Source organism: Pseudomonas sp. Irchel s3a12 (genome assembly GCF_900187485.1).
Taxonomy (GTDB): domain Bacteria; phylum Pseudomonadota; class Gammaproteobacteria; order Pseudomonadales; family Pseudomonadaceae; genus Aquipseudomonas; species Aquipseudomonas neuropathica.
The window spans coordinates 70,555-95,071 of sequence record NZ_FYDN01000002.1 but is presented as its reverse complement, the minus strand read 5'-3'; the positions used below and the strand labels follow the sequence as shown (position 1 = coordinate 95,071).

Annotated in this window: 20 protein-coding genes; 4 read left to right on the top strand and 16 right to left on the bottom strand. The window is 60.6% G+C overall.

From position 1 onward, the window contains the following. Positions 1–108 precede the first annotated feature (108 nt). The 16 genes from CKW14_RS04000 to CKW14_RS03925 form a co-directional block, all read right to left on the bottom strand. Positions 109–801, bottom strand: a complete 693-nt coding sequence (locus CKW14_RS04000; RefSeq protein WP_095124757.1) for an N-acetyltransferase — start codon at positions 799–801, stop codon at positions 109–111. Next, the gene (locus tag CKW14_RS03995; protein WP_095124756.1) at positions 798–1,988 is read right to left on the bottom strand and encodes a GNAT family N-acetyltransferase; all 1,191 of its coding nucleotides are present in this window, start codon (positions 1,986–1,988) and stop codon (positions 798–800) included. Before CKW14_RS03995 ends, CKW14_RS04000 begins: the two co-directional genes overlap by 4 nt. Before the next feature lie 4 nt (positions 1,989–1,992). Beyond that, positions 1,993–2,682, bottom strand: a complete 690-nt coding sequence (locus tag CKW14_RS03990) for a GNAT family N-acetyltransferase (protein ID WP_095124755.1) — start codon at positions 2,680–2,682, stop codon at positions 1,993–1,995. A 68-nt stretch (positions 2,683–2,750) separates the two neighbouring features. Continuing rightward, complete coding sequence (locus CKW14_RS03985) at positions 2,751–4,670, bottom strand: hypothetical protein (protein WP_095124754.1); 1,920 nt, start codon at positions 4,668–4,670, stop codon at positions 2,751–2,753. Then, positions 4,667–5,974 (bottom strand): lipopolysaccharide biosynthesis protein, encoded by a 1,308-nt coding sequence (locus CKW14_RS03980; protein WP_095124753.1) that lies wholly within the window; start codon positions 5,972–5,974, stop codon positions 4,667–4,669. Before CKW14_RS03980 ends, CKW14_RS03985 begins: the two co-directional genes overlap by 4 nt. After that, a complete protein-coding gene (locus CKW14_RS03975) occupies positions 5,971–6,972 on the bottom strand; it encodes a polysaccharide deacetylase family protein (protein WP_095047548.1) in 1,002 nt (333 codons plus the stop codon). Before CKW14_RS03975 ends, CKW14_RS03980 begins: the two co-directional genes overlap by 4 nt. A gap of 13 nt (positions 6,973–6,985) precedes the next feature. Next, positions 6,986–8,122, bottom strand: coding sequence for a glycosyltransferase (locus tag CKW14_RS03970; protein WP_064392926.1), 1,137 nt, complete (start codon positions 8,120–8,122; stop codon positions 6,986–6,988). Beyond that, positions 8,115–9,083 (bottom strand): glycosyltransferase, encoded by a 969-nt coding sequence (locus CKW14_RS03965; protein ID WP_095124752.1) that lies wholly within the window; start codon positions 9,081–9,083, stop codon positions 8,115–8,117. Before CKW14_RS03965 ends, CKW14_RS03970 begins: the two co-directional genes overlap by 8 nt. Beyond that, complete coding sequence (locus tag CKW14_RS03960) at positions 9,080–10,447, bottom strand: O-antigen ligase (protein WP_095124751.1); 1,368 nt, start codon at positions 10,445–10,447, stop codon at positions 9,080–9,082. The genes CKW14_RS03965 and CKW14_RS03960 overlap by 4 nt, the downstream gene beginning before the upstream one ends. Further along, positions 10,444–11,535 (bottom strand): glycosyltransferase family 4 protein, encoded by a 1,092-nt coding sequence (locus tag CKW14_RS03955; protein ID WP_095124750.1) that lies wholly within the window; start codon positions 11,533–11,535, stop codon positions 10,444–10,446. The genes CKW14_RS03960 and CKW14_RS03955 overlap by 4 nt, the downstream gene beginning before the upstream one ends. Beyond that, positions 11,532–13,121 (bottom strand): Wzz/FepE/Etk N-terminal domain-containing protein, encoded by a 1,590-nt coding sequence (locus tag CKW14_RS03950; protein ID WP_095047543.1) that lies wholly within the window; start codon positions 13,119–13,121, stop codon positions 11,532–11,534. The genes CKW14_RS03955 and CKW14_RS03950 overlap by 4 nt, the downstream gene beginning before the upstream one ends. 16 nt (positions 13,122–13,137) lie before the next feature. Continuing rightward, complete coding sequence (locus CKW14_RS03945) at positions 13,138–14,160, bottom strand: polysaccharide biosynthesis/export family protein (RefSeq protein WP_038369600.1); 1,023 nt, start codon at positions 14,158–14,160, stop codon at positions 13,138–13,140. Between the two features lie 21 nt (positions 14,161–14,181). Beyond that, positions 14,182–14,829 carry a CpsD/CapB family tyrosine-protein kinase gene (locus CKW14_RS03940; RefSeq protein ID WP_095124749.1) on the bottom strand — a complete coding sequence of 216 codons (648 nt, stop codon included), beginning with the start codon at positions 14,827–14,829 and terminating at the stop codon, positions 14,182–14,184. Further along, positions 14,829–15,575, bottom strand: a complete 747-nt coding sequence (locus tag CKW14_RS03935; RefSeq protein ID WP_095124748.1) for a sugar transferase — start codon at positions 15,573–15,575, stop codon at positions 14,829–14,831. The genes CKW14_RS03940 and CKW14_RS03935 overlap by 1 nt, the downstream gene beginning before the upstream one ends. 18 nt (positions 15,576–15,593) lie before the next feature. Then, positions 15,594–16,631, bottom strand: a complete 1,038-nt coding sequence (locus CKW14_RS03930) for an NAD-dependent epimerase (RefSeq protein ID WP_095047541.1) — start codon at positions 16,629–16,631, stop codon at positions 15,594–15,596. Continuing rightward, positions 16,628–17,980 (bottom strand): UDP-glucose/GDP-mannose dehydrogenase family protein, encoded by a 1,353-nt coding sequence (locus CKW14_RS03925; protein WP_095124747.1) that lies wholly within the window; start codon positions 17,978–17,980, stop codon positions 16,628–16,630. The genes CKW14_RS03930 and CKW14_RS03925 overlap by 4 nt, the downstream gene beginning before the upstream one ends. Before the next feature lie 387 nt (positions 17,981–18,367). On the opposite strand from CKW14_RS03925, the gene CKW14_RS03920 reads away from it, so the two are divergent. The 4 genes from CKW14_RS03920 (at position 18,368) to CKW14_RS03905 (ending at position 24,443) form a co-directional block, all read left to right on the top strand. Further along, complete coding sequence (locus CKW14_RS03920) at positions 18,368–20,065, top strand: sulfatase-like hydrolase/transferase (RefSeq protein ID WP_095124746.1); 1,698 nt, start codon at positions 18,368–18,370, stop codon at positions 20,063–20,065. 199 nt (positions 20,066–20,264) lie between these two features. After that, positions 20,265–20,918 (top strand): ABC transporter ATP-binding protein, encoded by a 654-nt coding sequence (locus tag CKW14_RS03915; RefSeq protein WP_095047538.1) that lies wholly within the window; start codon positions 20,265–20,267, stop codon positions 20,916–20,918. Further along, complete coding sequence (locus CKW14_RS03910; RefSeq protein ID WP_095124745.1) at positions 20,915–23,386, top strand: FtsX-like permease family protein; 2,472 nt, start codon at positions 20,915–20,917, stop codon at positions 23,384–23,386. Before CKW14_RS03915 ends, CKW14_RS03910 begins: the two co-directional genes overlap by 4 nt. Then, positions 23,376–24,443 (top strand): lipocalin-like domain-containing protein, encoded by a 1,068-nt coding sequence (locus tag CKW14_RS03905; RefSeq protein ID WP_095124744.1) that lies wholly within the window; start codon positions 23,376–23,378, stop codon positions 24,441–24,443. The genes CKW14_RS03910 and CKW14_RS03905 overlap by 11 nt, the downstream gene beginning before the upstream one ends. Positions 24,444–24,517 lie beyond the last annotated feature (74 nt).

Below are 24,517 nucleotides of genomic sequence, written 5' to 3'. Positions count from 1 at the left end.
CGGCCTCATCGCGAGCAGGCTCGCTCCTACATTTGAAATGCATACCCGTGTAGGAGTGAGCCTGCTCGCGATGGCGGCATCAACGCCGCCACAAATATCCAGACTGAATCAAGCCTGCGCCGCCGCCGTCACTACCGGTCTTTCCGGCTTGCGCAGCGCCTCCAGTCTTGAATCGCTGTAGTTTGATTCGCGGAAGAAACGCCAGTGCCCGAACAGGTCGTAAACATGCGTGATATGCCCTTGCTCCTGATAGCCCAGGCGAATATGCATCTTCAGGGCCTGTACATTGGCGTTGTCGCAGATATCCACGACTTTTTTAAAGCCACGGGCAGACATGACTTGCCATAGTGCGGTCTGTGCATCGACGGTCAAGCTACTGCCGAAATACTGCCGGGTAATTTCGGCACCGAACTGAAAGTATTCACCGGGCTTGACCGGGAACGTGCAGCGGTAGAAGTGGCGGTCGTAATAGTCGCGAGTACTGGCCCAGACAAACCCGACGGTGTGACCGTCCTGGTCCAGGTGCATATGCCCCGTATGCCCTTCAGCGGCCAACTCGGCCATGGTCTCCACGCGGTCACCAAAGTACTTGCTGAATGCCTTGGCGTTGTCCTCGGTGATGTCGACTCTGCGCAAACCTTCACAGGGACGCAGTTTGTTCGGGGCAATCGGCGTGACCAGGTCGCGCTCCATCCACAGCAATTCACGGTGAGCGAACACGTAACGTTTCCACAGCGCGCCAAGGGTGCGGCGCAGGCCTTTTTGTTTGATGCGCAGAAGCAGATTTTCGATGACGCTCATGATGCCCTCCGAGGCGCTAGCCCAGGTGTGTTGGATGGTGTTGCCGGTTGAGTTTCGGATGTGTTCGCCGCCGTTGAGTTGCCGGCACGCTGGGCGCGCCATTTTTGCAGGGTCGGTTTGACGCGGTGCCAAAGGCGTAGCCCCAGGCCCAGCAGCAAACCGCTCGGGCGCCACGAGTAGAAACTCCAGCGCCAGTGTTCCAGTTGCCCGGTCATGCGTTCGTGCAGTTGATGGCTGGAGTTTTCCAGGCTGACCCGCGACGCATCGATCCAGCGCCAGTGCTCATCCAGCCCCCAGCGAATCCATTCCTCCAGCAACACCCGGCCGCTACCGAGGTCGGCGTATTGCGGCAAAAACGCCAGGTTGTAATCGTAGAGGCGGCCCTGTTCGAGCAGGCCGAGGCGATAGCTGATGCAGCGGCCGTTCAGCTCCAGCGTCACGACCCGCACCAGGCCTTGAGCGGCGAGGGCGGTGAAAGCGCTTTGCATCCACTGACGACTGCGTTCGGTGGCGAAAATCCCGACGCCCTCGTCACCTTTCCAACTGACCGACTCGACTTCCTGCAGCGCGTCTAAAATCCTAGGCATCGACAGCGCATCGGGGGTGAGTCGCCGCACTTGCGCACCGCATGCGGCAATCCGTTTGCGCGCCCGACGCAGCTTGTAGCGCGGGTCGCCGGAGATCTCCTGATGATCGGCTTCGTTGATCAGATGCACCGGCACTCGGCAACTCAGGCGTCGTTCAGCCGTGGAACTGCGCGCCATCCATTCGGTGAGCGCACTTTCTTCACCGGCAGGTTCCGACAGTTCGTTGAGTTGCAGCAGCGCGTGGGGCAAATGCTTACGGATCAGCACCAGTGCCTTGTGCATGTCTTCGCTGCCGAGCAACGACAGCAAGGCCAGGCGATCGGCCATTGGATAACCCAAGTGATGCAAAACGCGAAACGGTACGCCAGCGAAGCGTTCGCGGCTGGCCACCAGTGGCAGGCACAGCAGCAATTGCTCGGCTTCCCAGCCGAGCAGAATATGCAGGTGCTGATCCTCGCCCAAGGCCTGCTCTGTTGCGCACAACCAGCCAAGGTTGTTGAACGGCGTGTGGTCGGCCACGCGCAGGCGCAGTGCTTCGTAGGCCGTCGCCGGGAAGTCGGCAGCGCACAGGGACGTGCGCCATTCGAATCGCATCACCATGGGTTCAGGCCGCCGTTGCTGTGACAGGTGGACGGGAAGTTTTACCCAGCGCCGCCAGACGCGAGCCGCTGTAGCGGGTTTCGCGATAGAAGCGCCAGCGGCCGAACAGCGTGTAGATATTCATGATCCGCTGTTGTTCGGTATAGCCCATGCGCAGGTGCAGCTTGAGCGCCGGGACATTGCTCGAGTCACAGACATCGACCACTTTGCGGCAGCCTTGGGCGGCCATGGCTTTCCACAGACGCAGTTGCAGATCTACCGACAATTCGGTGCCCCAGTAGGCACGGGTCAGTTCGCCGCCGAACTCGAAAAACTCGCCGGGTTTAACCGGGAACCGGCAACGGTAGTAATGCCGATCGAAATAGTCGCGCGGCGTGCCCCAGATAAACGCCACGGCATCGCCTTTGTCGTCGACATGCATATGCCCGGTGTGACCGTCACTGGCCAGTTCGGCCATGACGCCGACGCGGTTGCCGAAGTGGCGGGCAAAGGCGCTGACGTTGTTTGCGGTGATCTTCAGCATGCGCAGTGGCGGGTAGGGTTTGAGGCTGTGCGGCGGCACGGGGCTGACCAGATCGCGCTCCATCCACAGCAGTTCCTGATGGGCAAAAATGTACATTCTGCGGATCTTCGCCAAGGTCGCTCGCAGGCCTTTACGACGGATATGTCCGCTGAGTCTTCGCAAAACATCCATGGTCTCTTCTCCTGTTGAGGATCCCACGCACAGCAAGAGGCTCGCGGGACAGAACATCGAAGGGCAGTTCATGAAGCGCTCCAGTTCAGGGTAAACAGGGTTTGACCCGGCAATTCAAAACGCACGCGCCCGTTTTCACAGACAAACGGTGCGTCGTGGCTGCGATTGTCAGCGCCGAAGAAACGCAGGGCGCTTTGGTTCAGCGGGCACCGGGCGCCGCTCAGATCAACCTGTTGCAGGCGCGTGCCTTTGTTCACCCCGAGCAGTGCGCGCTGCTTGTCGCCGGCCATCCCCAGAACATCCACCTCAAAAGCGTCGTTATCCAGTTGCAGGACTTGCGGCAGCCAATGCCGGGCGATGAATTGCTGGGCAAGGCCCACCGGTTTCAACTCGAAGCGACCATCGTCATGGATGCGCACCATGCCTTTGCCGTAGGGTGGTTCGTCGGCGGCCTGAAACCAGTTGAGCATGCTCAGCAGGCCGTCCTGAGAGGCGTTGATGACCACCGACGCCCACCACAGCGCGGTGTAATGGGTTTCCTGATCGTAGGGGCTCAGGGCTGAGCCACTGGACAGATTGGTCTGATCCAGCAGCAACGCTTTGCGTGGCTGACCTTTAGCGTCCAGCCCCACCACCTCTGCTGCGCGACGCACGCTGTCGCGGTAGACCCGGGTCGCCAGCAAGTCGCGAACCATCCATTCATGCCAGGCCAATGCATCGACTTGATCGGCGGATTCACTGAGTAGACGCCGCGCCCAATCGATGCCGCGCTTGTCCGCTGCGTTGCGGGTGAACGGCCCGTTGATAAAACGTGAGCTGGCGGGCATGGCGATGCGCACGCCGGCCTTGGCATTCGCCGGATCGCTGCGCACCTGGCGGGCCATACTGACAAAAATCGCTCGATAATCTTCGTAGCTCGAATAGTTCAGGTTCGGTTCGTCGGCGAAGCCGATGTAATGTGTACCTTGACCACCCAGCGCACGAGTGCCGGCGAGCCAGGCCTCAAGGCCGTTGTTGCTCTGCACGTCGGCACGCAGATCGGCCCGACGCCCGGTGCCAGCGAGCAGGGTGATGTCCTGGCGGATGCCGAAGCGAGTCTGATAGAGCTGACGAACCGGGTCTTCGAAACGGGCATTTTTCGCAGTAACGTCAACATAGCTGTAATAACTCGCTGCACTCGGTTTCAAGGCATCCAGTGCGGCATAACTGGCTGCGGGCGGCATGAGATTGGGCAGGGCAATGCCTAGATCCGGGGTGCGACCGAGGACCTTATCGTGCAGGGTCAGGCGTACCTGGCCCGGCTCTTCACGCAAGGGTTGAAGCTGCTGCGGATTTTGCGCAAACAGATTGGCCGTGCCATCGAGCCAGAATGCCGCTTTGCCGCTGCCCTGCAGGCGCAAGCGCCAGACCTGGGGTTGGTCGCTGACCGGCAAGGCCACTTGATCGAATTGCCAATAGGCGCGGTAAGGTTTGAGGGCCAACGACAGTTGTTGGCCATCGTCCATACGCTGGGCTTGCAGCGCGTTGACCCCGCCATGATATTTGCCGTTCAGCACCGCGTGTTCCCCCGGTGCTACTTTGAAAAACAGCTCATCGCCATTGCCGGTCTCGACACTGAAATGCACCTTGGCCGGACTGAACAGCGCCACTGTTTTATCGTCATGCTCGACGCGATAACTGCGGAAGCTGTAGCCGGGAATTTCCAGGCGATAACTGGCAGCCCCGGGCAGCAACGGCCAGCTCTGCGAACCGCGAGTTTCGCTGGCTTTGATCAGTCGTTCGCCCTGCAGCTTGCCCTGACCGTCGAGCAGATAAATATGCTCTTCATTGGCCTCGGCCTGCCACGCCGGAACCCAGCGCACGGTGACCGAGTCCGGTCGATCGGTTTGCAGGTACAAACTGCCGTCTCGCAGGTCACCCCACTGCATCGGCGCAGCGAAGGCATTCAGCGTCAGGCCGAGTCCGCACAGCAGGGCCAGGCGTTTCATGCGGTCTTCCGACGTTGCAGCATCAACCACATCGGGGTGATGTCGCTGGGCAGGATGATCAAGGTTTGCCAGAACGGCACGTTGCTCAAGTGGCAATAAAGCACCAGCATCGCCACCGTCACCGCCAGATAAGCGATTGATGAAGCCGCCGCTGCACCGACAATGCCGAAGGCAGGAATCAACAGCAGATTAAGTGCAAGGTTGAGCAGCGCGCCGATGCCCATCAGCAACGACACCGTGCCGGGGCGATCCTTGCCAATCAGATCCAGGCGCAGAATGCTTGCATAGCACAGGCCCAGCAGACCGGGCAGCAACGCGAGCAGCGCCGGATACGCCGGTTGATACGCCGCGCCGAACAGCGTGACGATCAACCATTCGCCGATCACTGCCATGGTCAGGCAGGCGCCGAGCATCACCGTGGCGGTCAGGCGCAGCGCCAGCGGCGTGACCTTGTCCATGCCTTTGTCCTGTTGCAGCAGTCGCTTCATCAGCGGTGTGGTGACCGCCTCCGGAACGATCAGCAACAATTCGGCGGCGGCGCTGGCCATGGCGTAGTGGCCGAGCGCGGTACTGCCCAGCAGGGCGCCGATAAACAAGTAGTCGGAGCGCAGAATGATCTGTTGAAAGAGCAGGTCCGGATGGCTGCGCGCACTGAATCGCAGCAGCTCGTTCTGGCTCGCACGGTCCCATTGCAGTTGCAGCGGTTGTGCGCGTTTGAGCCACATCCAGCCGACCAGCACCACCAGGCTGATGCCGGCCAGCCAACTGATCAGCGCGGCTTCGAGTGCTGCCTCCTTCCACATCCAGAACAGCGCAACAAACAACAGCAGCGGTGCCAGGGATTCGATCAGCCGCAGAACATTGAATGCAACCACGCCGCCCGATGCGTTGTGCAAGGTCAGCAAACCGCTTTTAAGTACGGTCAACGGCACCGCCAGCAGCAACAGCCACGCCAGCAGACCGAGCTGCATCGTCACATCGAGTTCGCTGCCGAACTCACGGGCCAGCGCGACCACCAGCAAGGTCAGCAGCCCGGCCAGAAGACAGCCGAACACCAACACCTGAGTGAGCAACAAGCCCATCGGCCGCTGATTGGCCGCTTGATAACCGACTGCCGAATTCAAGCCGCCACTGGTGGCCGCGCTGATCAGATCCGGCAGGGTGCTGAGCAGGGCGAACAAACCGCGTTCACTCGGGCCGAGAATCCGCGCCAGCAACACATTGCGCAGCAGGCGCAAGGCAATCATTGCCAGTTTGGTGCCCATGCTCAGCGCCAGATGCTTGAGGTAGCTACTGCGACTCATGGCCGTGCCCCGCGATAAATGCGCCACGACAACAACGCCGGATTGCACGCGATGCGCTGACTGACGCCGAAGCGCGGCAGGTTCAGCGGGTCGCCTTCGCCGCGATAAATGCCGGTGCCGGTGCCGAGGGCGAACGGATAGTCGTGATTGGCGATCTGCTCGCGCACGCGTTCATCGTTGTCGCCGTTGGGGTAGCAATACACCGGCAGTGGGCGGTTGCAGCCGTTGTACAAGGCATCACGGCTGCGCCTGATTTCTTCGTTCAGGCGCTGATCATCAAGGCCGGTGAGGATGGCGTGGCTGGCACCGTGCGGGCCAAAGCGCACCAGACCGGAAGCCTCCAGCGCGCGCACTTGATGCCAGTCCAGCGCTTGCGGCTGTGATTCGGCTGGGCACTCATCGGTGAGTTTTTCCAGTTCCTGCGGGTCAAGCGTCTTCAACCCTTGGAGGAAATGCAGCAGCGCCAGGCTGCGGCGGTCGATATCGATGTCATCGAGCATTACCGGCAATGGGTGATGCATGAACTGCAGGCACTCGATCAAGTGCATCCGCGCTTTTTCACCGTGGCTGCCCCACAGGGTTTCGCCAAGGCTTTCCCACCAGAAACGCTGACGGCTGCCGATGAAATCGGTGGAGAGGAAAATGCTCGCCGGTACCTGATGTTTCTGCAGCAGCGGGAAGGCGTTGACGGCGTTGTCGCGCCAGCCGTCATCAAAGGTCAGCGCCACCCGTGGGCGCTCGCTGCGCAGCGAATTGGGCTGGAGGATTTCCATCAGCGGCACGCAATCGAAATGCCGACGCAGCCACAGCAGTAAATACTCGAAGGCCTTGGGCCCGACGCACAGTTCATTGCGGTGCGGGAGGTTGGCGGCCCGGTCGTTGGCCAGTACCCGGTGCAGCATCAGAATGACCCCGGCACCGTGCAACTGGTTGCGGCCCACTGACGAGTTGAGATAAAGCCAGCCGCTGGTGCGTTTTAGCAGTTGTTTGATCGCCATGGCATGAGTCCTCTCAACGATTCTGGTCAGGATTCCACTGTGCGTAACGTTGCCCGCGCAGGAACTGCCACAGACCGACGCTCATGCCGGCCAGCGTCACCAGCAGGAACGCCGCGAGGCGGAACGGCTTCGGCAAACGGTGTTGCGAATCCAGCAGGCCGGCGATGGCCACCGCGTAACCGAGCAATTGCGCAACCAGGCTCAGGCGATAGAAACCGTGCTCGTTCCACAGCCAGAAATTGCTCAGCAGCAGCGGCAGCAAGAGAATCGGCGCGAGACGGCGGATCAGTTTGTGGCTGATCAAGGCAATGGAATAAAGACCGTACTTGAACGGGTTCAGCAGGGCGCTGCGTTGCGCCAGGCTTTGCAGGCCACCGACGGTAACGCGCTGGCGGCGGCGCCATTGCTTGCCCGCTTCGTCGACGCCCTGGTCGATCACTTGCGCCTGGGGTACGTAAACGATGCGTTTGTGCGCGACCGGCGCGCAGGTACTGATGAAGAAGTCGTCGTTGACCTCGGCCGGTACGTTCTGGAACAGCTCGCGGCGCAAGGCGAGCAGGGCGCCGTCGGCGGAGACCATGCAGCCGGTGCGATTCTCGACCCGGCGCAACCAGCCTTCGTAGTGCCGATAGAGGCTGTCGCCAATACTCAGGCCGCCACCGGTGACCGGGATCACCATGTGCCCGGCGCAGGCACCGACCTGCGGATCGCTCAACGGCGCGAGCAAATGGCCGAGGGTGTCGCGCGACCATTGGTTGTCGGCGTCGGTGAACACCAGAATGTCGCCACTGCTCACGGCGACGCCGGCATTCAGTGTGGCGGCTTTGCCCTGGCGCGGCAGGTCGAGGACGGTGATGCGCGGATCGATCACTTTGTGCGCGCAGGCCACGGTGTCATCGCTGGAACCGTCGCTGGCGAGAATGATCTGCAGCGTGGCGGGCTGATAATCCTGGGCCAGCAGGGTGCGCAACTTGTGCTCGATGTGCCGCGCCTCGTTGTGCGCGGCGATGACGATGCTGACGTTCAGCGGCGGTGCCGGCGCGTGCCGCCAGGCCGGGAACAGCGGCGCCAGCAAGGTCAGCAGCAGCGGATAGCCGATGTAGGCGTACGCCGGCAGCAGCAGGCACAGGCAAAAAATGAATTCAGCCACGGGCGGGCCTCCTGGCGTTCCAATGACACAGACCGAGAATCAATGCCGCGCTGGCCAGGTGCAGGCGCACCCAGTGCAGACCCCAGAGTTGCAAGGTCAGGTTGACGTTATGGTGGCGAATGCTTTGCCGCACGCTGAGCAACAGACTCGGCAGCAGGCCCAGCAACAACAGCATCAGTGCTGGCTGCGTGTAGCCAGTCAACAACGCCAGAATCGCCAGCGCATCGAGCAACCACACCAGCAATGACAGCAACGGAAAACGCAGCAGACGCAGGCTCATGCCGTGGGCGCGCAGTAATTGCAGGTGGCTGCCCTGACGCCACAGCTCCTTGCCGATCCATTCGCGCCAGGTCATTTCATAGCCCCAATGCAGGGCGACGCTGGTATTGACCGACAGCAAGCGAGCACCGTGCCTACCCAGACGCAGGGTGTATTCCTTGTCCTCACCGGTGCGCAGGGCTTCGTTGAAACCGCCGACGTTTTCGAACCACTGCCTGCGCATCAGCAGGTTCGCACTGGGTAGCCATTGCACGGTGCGAGCAGCGCGGCTCGACGGACGCAAAGAGCGACGCTGCCACGCGGCGGCATACCATGGCGCGGCGGCAGGGGTGTGCAGGTCCAGGCCGAAGACGTCGCCCTGGGCATCCGCAGCCAGGGCGAACATCTGCTTCAGCCAGTCTTCGGGCATTTCGATATCGGCATCAATGAACGCCAGCCATTCACCGTTGGCAACCGTTGCGCCACGATTGCGCAAGGCGCCGATCAGCAGGCCGGGCAGCACCAGCACCTGTGCACCGAATGCGCGGGCGATCTGTGGCCCGTCATCAGTGGAACCGTTGTCGACGACGATCAGTTCACAGTCGATGTCGGCGGCGTTCGCGGCTTTGCGAGCGGCCAGGAGGGTGCGGCCGATGTGCCGTGCCTCGTTGTACATCGGAATGACAATGCTGATTCGGCTCATGCTCTGGCCTCCGTCAGCGGCGCTTGCTCGGCTTTCAGGCGCAGCACCCAGGTCAGCGCAAGCATGATCCACAGGTATTTGAGGTTCGGCGCGCTGAGAAACATCAGAAACAATGTCAACGACAGAAAACTCATTCCCAGATGGGTCATCAGGTCGGCGTGCTGCCATTCGCGCCGTTGCAGCCATTCGCGTCGTGCGCGGATCAGGTTGTAGAAACCCTGCACGAGCATGCCGACAAACAGCAGGCCGGCGGGAATCCCCAATTCGCTGAAAATCTCCAGGTAAGTGTTATGCGCCCTGCGATACAGGTCGCCGATCTTGCGGTTGGCCGAGAATGCCTTGGCATAACCGGTGGTCGCATAGTGCAACGGGAAGGTCCCGGGGCCCGAGCCGAGCAGCGGATGCTCGCGGATGATCTGGCTGCCGACGACAATGTACGAGGCGCGACGGCCGAGGGATTCATCCTGAGCCTTGGCCCCGGCGCTCAAGATACTCAGCGACTGGATGCGCGCCAGGTAACCGGCAGGCATCGCATATATCGCCAATGGCAGCACGATGGCGGCGCCGAGCATGGCGAATCCGAAATGCCGCGGACGGATACGGTTGAGGTGCTGGCGGTAATGCCAGACCCCGATCGCCAGACTCAAGGCCAGTACCACCAGGCCTGAGCGCGACTCCGTTTTGGTCATGCCGCCGAGCAGCAAAAGGCAGCAGCCCGCCCAGAACAAGCGGTGTAGCAGGTTCGGGCCGCGAATCACCAGCAGTAGGCCCAGCGGCACGGCGAAGGCGATGAGCAGAGCAAAGGCATTCGGGTCATCGAGCAGGCCGGCGGCGCGGCCCTTGTCCTGGAATCGGCTGGAAAACATCGCCATCGCGCAGGTGGCGCTGACGCTAAGCGTGACCAGCCGGGCGAACAGATCGAGGTTCAGCTCGCGGCCGATCAACAAAGTGATCACGAACAGAATCAGGCCCACGCTCAGTTCACGCAGATGACTCTGTGACATGCCCATGTTGTCGGTGGCGAGCAGGCTCAGCAGGTACAGCGCCATGAAACCGATCAGGTAGCGCCACAGATTGCTGCGCAGGCGCTGCGATGGAATCTGGTGCAATACCAGTTGCAACGCCAGGATCAGCGCCAGCGAAGCACCGAGGAATTTGCTCCCGGAAAACGCGCTGTCCTTGAAGAATCCTTCAAACGGCACCAGCGTGGCAATGCCCAGCAGGCCCCACGACGGTTTGCGGTACAGCACCGTGAAACCCAGCAGCCCCAGCACTGCCCCCGGCGCCAGATACGGATAAGGACTGACCAGCAAAGCCATGCAGACCAGTGCCAGCAGGCTGACGATCGAGAGCGGGAAAATCATGCGCGTGCCTCCCGTGCCGTGTGGATGTACAGCTGCGACCAGCGTTCAGCCAAAGCCTTGAGGTCGTAGCGCTCCTGTTGTGTGCGTCTGGCGTTGTCGCGTAGTTGTGCGGCCAGCTTCGGTTCGGCCAGCAACGTGTCGAGCTGACGGGTGAGGGCGGCGGTATCGGTCGGTGCGGCGAGCAGGCCGTTGTGGCGGTCCTGCAAGACATCGGGAATGCCACCGACCGCGAACGCCACCACCGGCACACCGGCCTGCATCGCTTCGAGCAGAATCATCGGCGTACCCTCGGTGCGCGAGCTGATCACCAGCGCATCGAGTTGCTGCCACCAGCCTTGCATTGCCGTCTGATAGCCCGGCAAGCGAATCCGCTGTTGCAAACCGGCAGCGTCGATACGCGCCTGCAAGGCCTCATGTTCCGGACCGTCACCGAGCATCACGGCGTCCAGTTGCGGATGCTGGTGACACAAAGCAATCAGCGCATCGAGAAACAGATCGGGGCCTTTCTCGCTGCTCAACCGACCGACGTAACCGACCAGCCAGCGTTGTCGTTCCAGCGCCGGCGGCATCGCTGGCGCCGCTGGCAAACCGTTGGGAATCACCTGCAACTTCTCGGCACGAACGCCAGCCCCGCGGTGCAGCACAGCGATGCTTTGCGCGACGCAGACCACCCGCCTCACCGAGGCAGTGCGGCACAGATGCAGGCTTAGCCAGGTGTAGAGCTTCTGCTTGCGACTGCGCGGGGTGAAACCGTGCTGAGTGATCACCAGCGGAAGGCGCAACACAGTGGCGCCGACCCAGCCGAACAGCAGCCCTTTGAAGTTGTGCGTGTTGAGCAATGGCTTGTCACCCCGGCGCTGATGCAAGAGCCGCAGCAGTCCGCCGAGCCCGGCACAGCCGCGAGCGTCCACCCCGGCCTGGCGAAAACGCTCGATCAGCTCTGGTGGCGCGTCGAGGAACAACACTTGATGCTGTCCCGGCGTCGCCAGGCAATGATCCAGCAACATCCGCTCGGCTCCGTAGAAGCCGCCGCTGCTGAGCAAATGAATGATCGGCAGGGCGACGCACGGGGTGGACGCCGCGTTCAATTGCGCACCCAGTGAACCAGGCTCGGCACGGTCCAGTTCTTGTGCGGATTGCCCGGCTGCGACGTTTCTTCGTTGAGCACCAACAGCACCGGCAGGCCCAGTTCATGACTGATTTGCGCCGGATGCTTGAAGCGGTGATCGAAGAACTCACGTACATAGACGAAGGCAATGGCCAGCAGCAGACCGGTGAGCAGACCAAACGGAATGATCAACATCGGTTTGGGAAACGCCGCCTCGGTCGGTTCATACGGCGGGCTCAAGACACGGGCGTTGGACAAGTCGTTGTCCAGCGCGCGCGTCGTGCTGCTTTCGGCAAAGCGTTGCGCATAAGTTGAAAACGCTGCGTGCAATGCGCCGATCTCGGTGTCCATCTGGCGCAGCTTGCTTTGGGTTTGCTGCAATTGATGGATGCGATTCTTGAACTCGGCAATGCGCGCGGTTTTCTGCTCGATGACTTGGCTGACCACCGACAGATCGATCGTGCGTTCCTGGATGCGGTTGTTGACCACTTTGAGGAACTGCTGGCGTGTGCGGGCAATCTGCTCGCGGGCCAGCAACATCGGTTCGCTGCTGGGCTGAAATATCGCCAGGTCGTTCATATAGCGGCTGACCTGAGTGGTCAGCGCCTCGCCCATCTGCCGGATCTCGCGATCTTCGAACGCGATGTTGTCCACCGTCGTCGTGAAGGTGAACGGAAAGGTGTAGTCATTGAGTTTGTTGGTGTTGGCGGTGGCCAGGCTGGTTTTCAGGTAATCGAGCCAGCGCTGGCTTTGCAGCAAGCGATCGCGATACAGGTTAAGTGCCTGCTCTTCGGTGTTGATCGCGTTGAGGCGAAAGGTGATTTCCTCTTTCGGATCGGACGAACCGACGCTTTCCAGCAGGCTCAGCCGCTCGCCTTCCAGACCATCGAGGCGGACCTGATACTGATGCTTCTTGGTCTCGTAGAACGAGTGCGGCAGCTCGATCGATTGCAACGCCTGACGATCGACCAGATAGTTTCGCAACAGCGTGGCAACGAACGTCGTGCCTTGGGCGGGGTCAGGAAAGCTGTAGACGATCGAGATGACATTGGAACCCGGCAGGGTTTCGATCTTCAGATTGTCAATGGCTTCCTGGGTCAAGCCATCCAGTGCCGTGTCGCGCACCGGATCGGTTTCCATACCCAATGCATCACGCAGCGGATTGATCACGTATTCGCGCAGCGGCGTGCTGACGTAACGCTTGAACGGTTCGGCCAGTTTGCTGAGCATCCCCGGCGGCGGGTTGTACTGACCCTGATCGCGCAGTTCGCTGATGGTCTGACGAATCAGCGCCGGCGAACGGAGGATATTGCTTTCGGTCTCCATGTCCGCCAGCGATGGCGGAATGAAGGTGGCGCTGTCCTGGGTCAGCGAGGTGGTCGCATCGCCCTGAGACAGCTTTTTCGACTGCACGATCACCTGCGCGGTGATATCGAAGCTCTGTTTGAGCAACAGCGGCAGCAACAGCGCGATCACTGCAAAGATCAGGAAGATGCGCTTCACCAGTTGCTTGTTGGCGAAGAAAATCCTGAAGAACTCGTGCAGGTAATTTTCTTTTGGGTTCATGTCGTTCACCTGAGAGTCAGTTGTCACTGCCTTTGTTGTCGACGCGGTAGCCGAAGCTGAACCCCACGCCCTGGAACAGCACCACATCGGCCAGTTGGCGGGCGAGTTCGCCGGCGCTGGCCAGTTTGGTTTTCGGTACGTAGAGCATGTCGTCCGGTTGCAGGTAGGCGATCTGTGGCGCATCGCCCGACAGTGCTTTCTCGACGTCGTAGTTCATGGCCTGCACCTGATTGCCGTTGCGCCGCATGATCACTACCGAATCCAGGCGTGCCTTGACGTTGGTACCTCGGGCAAGAGTCAGGGCTTCAAGTACCGACACCGGCCGGCGGATCGGGTACGAGCCCGGTTGAGCGACTTCGCCGAGCACGTAGATCTCGTTGCCGGCGGTGGATTTGAGCAGCACATCCACAGTCATCCGTCCTGGCAGTTGCGCGTACTTGCTGTTGAGGAAGGTTTCCAGTTGATTGACGGTCATGCCTTGCAGCGGCACAGCGCCGATTTCCGGAAAACTCGCATAGCCATCGGTACCCACGGTGATTTCACGGCTCATGCCGGTGGCCGGGTGGTTCAGCGCGCTTTTAAGGTTTTGCTCATTGCTCAGCGGGCTCAGAATCTGCACCGAGAGCTGATTGCGGTTGGGCTGGAACAACTGTTTGCGTTGATAGGCGCGCTGGATTTCCTGCCGCGCCTCGTCGCTGGTCAACCCGGCGATTTTCACCGAGGTGTTGGCGCCCGGCAGTTCGATGGTGCCGTCAGGCAGCACCAGTTGCGTGCCGTTGAGCTGACTGGCGGCGGTGAAGTTCAGGCCGATCTGGTCACCCGACTGCACGCGGTAAGCGTCCGAGCCGCTGGTACTGATGTGGAAAATCACATCCAGCACGTCTTTCGGGCGCAGGGTCTGCTCGACCCTCGGCATGTCGGTGGCTTGCGCATTGGCCGGTGTGGCGGTGAGGATATTCACCGGCATGTTGCGGGTGTCGGAATTGCTGGAGCAGCCTGCAAGCGGCAGCAACAGCAGGACAAGCATTTTGGCGTTCATGGCGTCATCCTTTGCGTTCGCTTACAGGTTTTTGTAAAGCCATTTGGGCATGTAGTACTTGCGCCGGTTGAACACGCTACCGACCACTTTTGCTCCGGCCTGAGTCAGGCGTTGCACGGCGGCTTGCGCGACTTCCCAGCGGGTGTCTTCGGCGCGTACGACAAGCACCACGCCATCGACCTGAGTGCTGATGACCAGCGTGTCGGCGTCGGAGTACACCGCGTCGCCATCGATCACCACAAAGCGGTACTGGCTGCCCAATTGATCAAGCAACGGGCTCAGACGCTCGGCGGTCAAGTGCTCCAGGGTGCGGATCGGCCGGCCGTTGGGCAGCACGTGGAACGGCAGGCTCGAGACCTGCACCACGCAGTCCTGCAACAGCGGCGGTTTGTCGGGGTTGAACAGCAAGTCGCGCAGGCCGCGCTCCTTGCTCAGGTTCAACTGCTGGGTGAGATTGCTCGCCGACTGACTGGCATCGACCAGCAGCACTTGGCCGCTGCTCATTTGCGCCAGTTGGCTGGCCAGCGCCAGCGCACTGGTGGTGGTGCCTGAGCCGGGGTTGGCGGCGGTCAGGAACAGGATCCGCAGATCGAGATCCAGCACGGTCGAGGTCAGGTTCGATTCGCTGGGGTTGGCGATGTTCAGGCTTTTGTTGGTTGAACCGTCCATTAGCTTGCTCCGTGGCCGCTGAATACTTTGAAGGGGGTTTTCAACAGAATCTTCAGATCAAGCAGAAGGCTCTGCTCGGCGATGTAGCTGAGGTCCAACTCAACGCGCTGGTCGAAGTCGATATTGCTGCGTCCGGAGATCTGCCACAGGCCGGTCATGCCGGGGTAGATCGCCAGACGCGCGAGGTGATTGTCCTTGTAGCGGTAAGCGTTGAACGAGGTCGGGCGAGGGCCGACCAGGCGCATGTCGCCGGTCACTACATTGATCAGGTTGGGCAGCTCATCAAGACTGGTGCGCCGCAGGAAACCGCCGATGCGGGTGATGCGCGGATCGTGGTCGATTTTGAAATCGATGGCGTCGGCACCGTGCTTGTTGAGGTGACGCAACGACTCTTTCAATTCTTCGGCGTTGGCGACCATGGTGCGGAATTTGTACATGCCGAATTTGCGACCGCGGTAGCCGGTGCGCTTTTGTACGAACATCACCGGGCCTTTGCTGGAGTATTTGATGGCCAGTGCCAGGCCCAGCAACAGTGGTGAAATCAGTACCAGAATGACTAGCGCACCGAGGCAGGCGACCACGCGATTGGTGCGTGACAGTTGCCATGGCCGACCGCCGTCGCGGCCCGTGAACCAGCCGCGACCCTGGCGATGAATCGCCGCGTCGAGACGCATTCGGTGCTCGGGATCCACGCGCTTGTCGCGGCGCATTTCTAGGATCGGTACACCTTTCTCATGTCCAGTCATGGAGTCCTCCACATGAATTCAGCCGCGAACGGCGCGTGGGCGATAGGCAGTGGGGTAGTAGTCGCGGAACCAGGCGATAAAGCGTCCGAGTCCCTCATCCAGCTCTATCCGGGGCTGAAATCCGGTGGCCTGGGCCAGATCGCTGGCCTCGGCGCAGGTGTTGAGTACGTCACCCGGTTGCAGTGGCAGCAGCTCGACAATGGCTTTCTGGCCAAGGTGTTTTTCCAGCAGCGCCAGGTAGGTTTTCAGCTCGACCGGGTGCTGTCCGCCGATGTTGAACAGGCGCCACGGCGCCATGCTGCTGGCCGGGTCGGGCTGCTCGCGATCCCACTGCGGGTTGACCTGCGGTGGCTGATCGATAAGGCGGGTGATGCTCTCGATGATGTCGTCGATGTAGGTGAAGTCGCGCTGGTGCTCGCCGTAGTTGAACAGCTTCAGCGGTGTGCCTTCGCTGATCGCCCGGGCGAACTGGATCGGCGACATGTCCGGCCGACCCCATGGCCCGTACACGGTGAAAAAGCGCAGGCCGGTGCAGGGAATGCCGAACAGGTGGCTGTAACTGTGCGCCATCAGCTCGTTGGCTTTCTTGGTTGCGGCGTACAGCGACAGCGGGTGATTGACGCCGTCTTTCACGGAGTAGGGCGTGTGCTGATTGGCGCCGTAAACCGAGCTCGATGACGCGTAGATCAGGTGTTCGACCGGGTGATGCCGGCAGCTCTCGAGAATATTGAGGAAACCGTTGAGGTTGCTGTCCAGATACGCCTTGGGATTGTCCAGCGAGTAACGCACCCCGGCTTGCGCGGCGAGGTGAATCACCACTTGCGGACGTTCGCGGACAAACAGCGCTGCGATGGCCGAGGCATCGGCCAGGTCAACCGTAGCGAGCTGGAAATCGCCGGCCTGCTCGCGCACCCACTGCACGCGGTCGTGCTTGAATTGCGGGTTGTAGTAGGCGTTGAAGTTGTCCAGACCGACCACTGAATGCCCGTCGCGCAGCAGCCGCAGCACGCAATGGGCACCAATGAAACCGGCCGCACCGGTGACCAGCACCTTCATGGCCGTAGTCCTTCAGGCGCAATGTGGCGCAGGCCGATGCCGCTGTAATGCAAACCAGCGGCGGCGACTTGTTCCGGGTTGTACAGGTTGCGGCCGTCGATGATCACCCTCGAACGGAGCTTTTCGGCGAGCAACTCGAAATCGACCACGCGGAAGTTTTTCCACTCGGTGCAGATCACCAGTGCGTCGGCGTCTTCCAGGGTGTCGTCGCGGGTGGCGCACAGGTGCAGATCGTTGCGGTAGCCGTAGAGGCGCCGGCATTCGGACATCGCTTCCGGGTCGTAGGCCTGCACGCTGGCTCCCTCGGCCCACAGCGCATCCATCAGATAGCGGCTCGGGGCTTCGCGCATGTCATCGGTGTTGGGTTTGAACGCCAAGCCCCAGATCGCGATGGACTTACCGGCCAGGCCTTGCGGGAATTGCGCTTTCAGTTTGCTGAAGAGGATGTGCCGCTGCAGGTCGTTGACGTCGGTGACGCTGCGCAGCAGTTTCAGCGGCATGCCGTTGTGTTCGGCGGTGTGCAGCAGCGCGCGCAGGTCTTTGGGAAAGCACGAGCCACCGAAGCCGCAGCCCGGATAGATGAAGTGGTAACCGATGCGTGGATCCGAGCCTATGCCTTTGCGCACTGCTTCGATGTCGGCACCGAGCAGTTCGGTGAGGTTGGCCAGCTCGTTCATGAAACTGATGCGCGTGGCGAGCATGGCGTTGGCGGCGTACTTGGTCAGCTCGGCGCTGCGGTTGTCCATGAACATCAGTTTTTCGTGGTTGCGGCAGAACGGCGCGTACAGCTCGCTCATTTGCTCGCGGGCCGCGTCATCGCGGGTGCCGACGATGATCCGGTCCGGGCGCATGCAGTCGGCGAGGGCGCTGCCTTCCTTGAGGAATTCCGGGTTGGACACCACCCGCACTTGCAGATCAGTCTTGCCGCGACGCAGCAATTCGCTGTTGGCGGTGGCCAGCACCTGATCGGCGGTGCCGACCGGCACCGTGGATTTGATGATCAGCGTGCGATCGGCCTCCATGTGCGAGGCGATTTGGCGGGCGACGTTGAGCACGTGGCTGAGATCGGCAGAGCCGTCCTCATCGGCGGGGGTGCCGACGGCGATGAAAATCAGCTCGGCATGCTCGACCGCGTCACTGGCCTGGGTACTGAACAACAGGCGGCCGGCCTTGATGTTTTCCTCAAGCGTGCTGGACAAACCTGGCTCACTAATGGGCGGCACTGCTTGTTGCAGTTGTTTAATTTTGTTTGGGTCAATGTCCACGCATAAAACGCGATGACCGACATCTGCAAGTGCGGCGGCTTGTATAAGTCCGACATAGCCAGTGCCAAATACGCTCACGTCCATCTGCGCACCTCAATAATACCAAAAGTTAACTACGGAATGAGATTGTTAAAGGGGTATAGCGCAGCGTTTGAAAAGCGTGTCAGCAAAATGACATGTTGCATCTGTATAACACTTGAGCATTTTTTGGCGATTGGCCATCAAGTCATTGCTGCGATTGAATTTGTTGCTTTTGTGCAGATTTGTTCAGATTTTAAATAAGCGATAAACGGTCTTAAGCCTTTAATTTAAAGGCTTGTAGCGTTTGAGTTGTGTCAGATTTGAGTCACCGTTTTTTTGACGCTTTCTACTGAAAACAGTCAATTCTTGCGCTTTGATGGCCGGGTGCTAGTGTCAGGTTCTGACTGACAAACCTTTGACTCCCTGCCGTTTTGCCCGATCGGTATCGCCATGTTCAGATATGCCAAAGAAATGTTCTTAATTGTTTATTTACTGATTTATTCCGAATATTACATTGATCGGTTAAATGCTATCGGCCTCAGTTTTTCTGTACTTCTTTTTGGCGCGATGTTTTTGGCGCTGACTTTAGCGTTATATCTAACGGCGTATATAAAACAGGCTCTCATTCGCCACGTTTTCGCATTGGCAATGTTTGTCTCGGCAGTGTTTTTCGATGTCTATACCCGGGTCACGGCGGATTACCTGACCTACAGCGGTTTCGTTTCATTGGTTTACTCCGGCGGTTTCATCCAGGAAGCGGCGTACCAGTACCGGGACGCGATCCTGCGTGGCGTGCTTAGCGGTTTGCTGTTGCTGTTCGCCATCGGTCTGAAACCCCGCCATAGCCTGGCGATTCCCAACGCCTTGCGTGTGGCGGCGCCGCTGTGTGGTGTGCTGCTGCTCAGTGCTGTGCTGTTTTTGCGTGCGGGTGAGGGCGCCCGGGGTTTGCCGATCATGTACACGCCGCTGGCCTACCTCAACCTGTTTGCCTACGAAGCGCTGCACAACACCGTCGGCCCGCGTGAACCGGTGACGCTGGCGCGCAACTCGCAAGCGGTCGGCCACGATATCGTGCTGATCATCGACGAAAGCATCTCCGGCAATTACCTGGACATCAACGCGCCGTTCGGCGTGCACAGTAACCTCAAGCAGGCGCACGCCGGCGTCGACATCTTCAATTACGGCTTCGCCGCGTCCATCGCCAATTGCAGCGCCGACACTAACGTGACCCTGCGTTACGGCGGCACCCGCGCCGACTACATGCGCATCAACACCACGTTGCCGTCGATCTGGCAGTACGCCAAGAAGGCTGGGCTGCGCACCGTGTACATCGACGCCCAGCGCACCGCCGGCAATCTGCAGAACCTGATGACCGATACCGAGAAGAAGGACATCGATCAGTTCGTGCAATTCGACCAGACCAGCGTGCGCGACCGCGACATGGCAGCAGCGGCGAAGCTGATCGAACTGCTCAACGACGACAAGCCGGAGCTGGTGGTGATCAACAAGGTCGGCGCGCATTTTCCGGTGCACGACAAATACCCGGATGCGTTCATGGCTTACCGCCCGACCTTGCCGCGCGGGCAGTTCACCGAAGTGGCCGATACCGGCGAGCGCAACGGCTTCAATGGCCAGCCGGATGACTGGGTGCTGTATCGCAATGCCTACAAGAACACCCTGTTGTGGAACGTCGGCGAGTTTTTCGCGCGGGTGTTCGCCCAAGGCAATCTGAACAATGCGCTGCTGATCTACACCTCTGATCATGGCCAGGATCTGCACGAGCGCGGTAATCCGGGGTTGAACACCCATTGCGGTGGTGATCCGGTGGAGGAGGAAGGGTTGGTGCCGCTGGTGGTGATTCAAGGCAGTGCTCTAAAGACGCTGGACTGGTCGGCACAACTGGCGGCGAACAAGGATCGTTCCAGCCACTACAACATTTTCCCGACGCTGTTGCAGTTGATGGGCTATGACCTGGCGGGGATCGAGGCTGTTTATGGCAAGCCACTGAGTGTCGCGACGGCGGATGAGTTCACCTTCAACTACCGCTTCAATGCGCGGTTGGGGGCCAAGCCTGAGTGGAAGCACATTGATCTGGGCAGCATTGTCACGCCGTCGCAGGCGCCGACGAGTGTGGCGGCTGGTCAGTAGACTTTGTGCTGGCAGGACTGGCCCCATCGCTGGCAAGCCAGCTCCCACAGTGTTTTAGGGTGAATTCAATATTTGTGAGCAACGTCATTCCCTGTGGGAGCTGGCTTGCCAGCGATGAGGCCATTGAGTTCACTGCAAGATTCAAGTCTGTCATCGCCATCCGCTATCCTTGCCCCACACTGACCGATCAGGTGGCGGCATGCTTCGTGTTGAAAACGTCTTCAAAAGCTATCTCACCCCGCAAGGCCCATTGCCGGTGCTGCAAGGCGTCGACCTGACGCTGGAATCCGGCAGCAGCCTGGCACTGATGGGCGAATCCGGCAGTGGCAAAAGCACCTTGCTGCACCTGGTGGCCGGCCTCGACAAAGTCGACAGCGGCAGCATTCGCAGCGGCGAGCATCGTCTTGAGGCGATGAACGAAGCGCAACTGGCGAACTGGCGGCGTAGCGAAATCGGCTTGGTGTTCCAGCAGTTCAACTTGATCGGCAGTTTGCGCGTCGAGGACAACCTGGCGTTTCAGGCACGCCTGGCCGGGCGCCACGAGCCGCGTTGGCAGGCGCATCTGGTGCAGCGTCTGGGCTTGGGCGATTTGCTTAAGCGTTATCCCGAGCAACTTTCCGGTGGTCAGCAGCAGCGGGTCGCGTTGGGCCGGGCGCTGGCCTCGCAGCCGAAATTGCTGTTGGCCGATGAGCCCACCGGCAGCCTCGACGAAGCCACCAGCGACGAAGTATTGCGGTTGTTGCTGGAATTGCTCGATGACACGCCAACCACTTTGTTGATGGTCACCCACAGCCCGCGAGTCGCGGCCCGATTGGCGCAGCGAGTGGTGTTGTCCAGCGGGCGGCTGACGTGATCGTTTTCCGACAAACCCTGCGTGCGCTGCTCAGCCATTGGCGGCGTCATCCAGTGCAGTTTTTCAGCGTGCTGACCGGCTTGTGGCTGGCGACCAGTCTGCTCACCGGCGTGGAGGCGCTGAACAGTCAGGCGCGCGACAGTTACGCGCGGGCCAGCCAATTGATCGGTGGCGAACCGCAGGCCAGTCTCAGTACGCCGAACGGGGCGACTTTTGCGCAGCAATGGTTCGTTGATCTGCGCCGAGCGGGCTGGCCGGTATCGCCGCTGTTGCAGGGGCGGTTGCTGCTCAAGGGCATTGAGAATCAGCGGCTGCAATTGATGGGTATCGAACCGGTGTCGTTGCCGGCCGATTCGGCGGTGGCCGGGCAGGCGTTGCCGATCGAGCGCGTTGTCGAGTTTTTCACGCCACCGGGCAGTACGTGGATTTCACCGGAAACCTTGCAGGCGCTGGATCTGCGTGAAGGCGACACGCCGCAAACGGCTAATGGTCTGCGATTGCCGCCGCTGCTCGCGCAAAAGGACATGGCGCCCGGCGTATTGCTGGTGGACATCGGCGTCGCGCAAACCCTGCTTGAACAACCCGGACAATTGTCGCGCCTGTTGCTGCCCAAGGATTTTCACGCCGAGTTGCCGGCCTCCTTCAAAGGTCTGTTGCAAATCAAAAGCAGCGGCGAGGAAAACAATCTGGCGCGGTTGACCGAGAGTTTTCACCTGAATCTCGATGCGTTAGGGTTTTTGTCATTCGTGGTGGGCTTGTTCATCGTCCACGCTGCGATTGGCCTGGCTCTTGAGCAACGACGCGGTCTGCTGCGTACGTTGCGCGCCTGCGGGGTCAGCGCGCGGATGTTGATCGTGTGCCTGATCGTCGAACTGGGAGTGCTGGCGCTGATCGGCGGATTGTTCGGTGTGATCAGCGGCTATTGGCTGGCGAGTGTCTTGCTGCCGGATGTCGCCGCCAGCCTGCGCGGTTTGTACGGCGCGGAAGTGGCGGGGCAGTTGCGCCTCAGTCCGTGGTGGTGGTTCAGCGGCATCGGTTTGAGCCTGCTCGGCGCTTTGCTCGCCGGGTCCAACAGTCTGCTGCGCGCCGCCCGTTTGCCGTTGTTGGCCGTAGCGGATCCGCAAGCCTGGCATCAGCAATATGCACGTTGGCTGCGTCGACAAGGCTGGCTGGCGGCAGTGCTCGGTTTGCTGGCCTTGGTGGCATTGATCTGGGGCGACAGTCTGGCCAGCGGTTTTGTCCTGATGGCCGGGTTGCTGATCGGCGCAGCGTTGGCTTTGCCAGTGTTGCTCAGCGCGCTGTTGAATCAGTTGCTCGGGCGCAGTCGCTCGGTGCTGGGGCAGTGGTTTCTTGCCGATTGCCGTCAGCAACTGCCGGCACTCAGTCTGGCGTTGATGGCGTTGCTCCTGGCGCTTGCCGCCAACATCGGCGCCGGCAGCATGACCGCCGGTTTTCGCCAGACTTTCAACGACTGGCTGGAACAACGTCTGAGCGCCGAGCTTTACATCAATCCGAGTAATCCGGCGCAGTCGCGGGAAATGTACAGCTGGCTAAAACAGCAGCCGAACATTGCGGCGATTCTGCCCAACTGGCAGGTCGCGGTGACGTTGCAGGGCTGGCCGGCGGAAGTGTTCGGCATCATCGATCACGCGTATTACCGCCAGCACTGGCCGTTGCTCGATGTCAGTGGCAGCGACCCGTGGGCGCATCTGGCCACGGATGATGCGGTGATGCTCAGTGAGCAAATCGCCCGGCGCCTGAAACTACACGTGGGTGAACACGTGGCGATTCCGACACCCAACGGCACTTGGTCGCCGCGCATCGTTGGCATCTACGCCGACTACGGCAATCCCAAGGGGCATTTGCTGGTCAGCATCCACCACCTGCTGCGCGGCTGGCCGCAACTGACGCCGAACCGCTTCAATTTGCGTATTGACCCGCAGAATATCCCGGGACTTTTAGCAGCATTGCAGACGCGTTTTCAACTCGATGACAGTCGCATCGTTGATCAGGCGCGGCTCAAGGGCTGGTCGGTGCAGGTCTTCGAACGGACCTTTGCGGCGACGGCGGCGTTGAACAGTTTGACCCTGGCGGTGGCGGGTGTGGCGCTGTTCATCAGCCTGCTGACGCAAAGCCAGAGTCGCCTAGGTCAACTCGCACCGCTGTGGGCGTTGGGCGTAACGCGGCGGCAATTGATGCTGCTCAATCTTGGTCAGACCTGGCTGTTGGCGGTGCTGACGCTGGTGTTAGCGTTGCCGTTGGGGATCGCGCTGGCATGGTGCCTGGATGCGGTGATTAACGTTCAGGCGTTTGGCTGGCGGTTGCCGTTGCGGGTGTTTCCGCTGCAATTGCTGCAATTGATGGGGCTGGCGTTGCTGGCGACGTTACTGGCCTCGGCGTGGCCACTGTACTCGCTGTACCGCACGCAACCGGCGGACCTGTTGAGGACGTTTGCCCATGAGGATTAACTTCGTTGTGCTGATGATTTTGTTGCTGCTCGGCGGTTGCGATCAATCGGCACCGGAGCAGAAGGGCTTCGCCGGGATGGGCAATCAGGCGATGGCGTTTACGCCGGTGGTGCCGGGGCGGGTGTTCAGTTTTCCGGCAGATCACGCTGCCCATGCGGGTTTTCGCATCGAGTGGTGGTACGTCACCGCCAATCTCAAGGATCAGCAGGGTAACGAATTCGGCGTGCAGTGGACGCTGTTTCGCAGTGCATTGAAACCAGTGGCGGAGCAGGCCGGGTGGGCTGATCAGACGATCTGGCTGGGGCATGCGGCGGTGACTTCGAGCACGGTGCATCACGCCGCCGAACGTTACGCCCGAGGCGGGGTGGGGCAGGCCGGTGTGCGGCTAACACCGTTCGAGGCGTGGATCGATGATTGGCGGTTCGCCAGTCAGGCGCAGGATCCCCTGAGCGACCTGCAACTCAGCGCTCGCGACAAGGATTTCGCCTATCAACTGCACCTCACCTCGAGTCGTCCGTTGGTGCTGCAGGGCGACAAGGGTTTCAGTCAGAAATCCGAAGAAGGTCAGGCGTCGTATTACTACAGTCAGCCGTTTTTTCAGGCTAGCGGCACATTGCAGATTGACGGCCAGAGCTACGCCGTCAGTGGCCCCGCGTGGCTCGATCGCGAATGGAGCAGCCAGCCGCTGACCGCCAATCAAACCGGTTGGGACTGGTTCTCTCTGCACCTGGACAGCGGCGAACACGTGATGCTTTACCGCATGCGTCAGAAGGACGGTGCGCCGTATCTCACCGGCACGTGGATCGCTGCTGACGGTCAGACGCAAACCCTGCGCAGTTCGCAGATCCAACTCACCCCGCAAGACACCGCAAAAGTCGCCGGCCGGGCGATGCCGGTGAAATGGTCGATCAGCATCCCCGACAAACACCTCGACATCACCCTCGACGCGCTCAACCCCAATGCCTGGATGAACCTGCGCATCCCGTACTGGGAAGGCCCGGTGCACATCAGCGGCAGCCATCCCGGCCAGGGCTATCTGGAAATGACCGGGTACTGAAAAGGTACCCACGAATCCCTGTAGGAGCTGCCGAAGGCTGCGATCTTTTGATGTTGGTTTTAAAAGCAACCTCA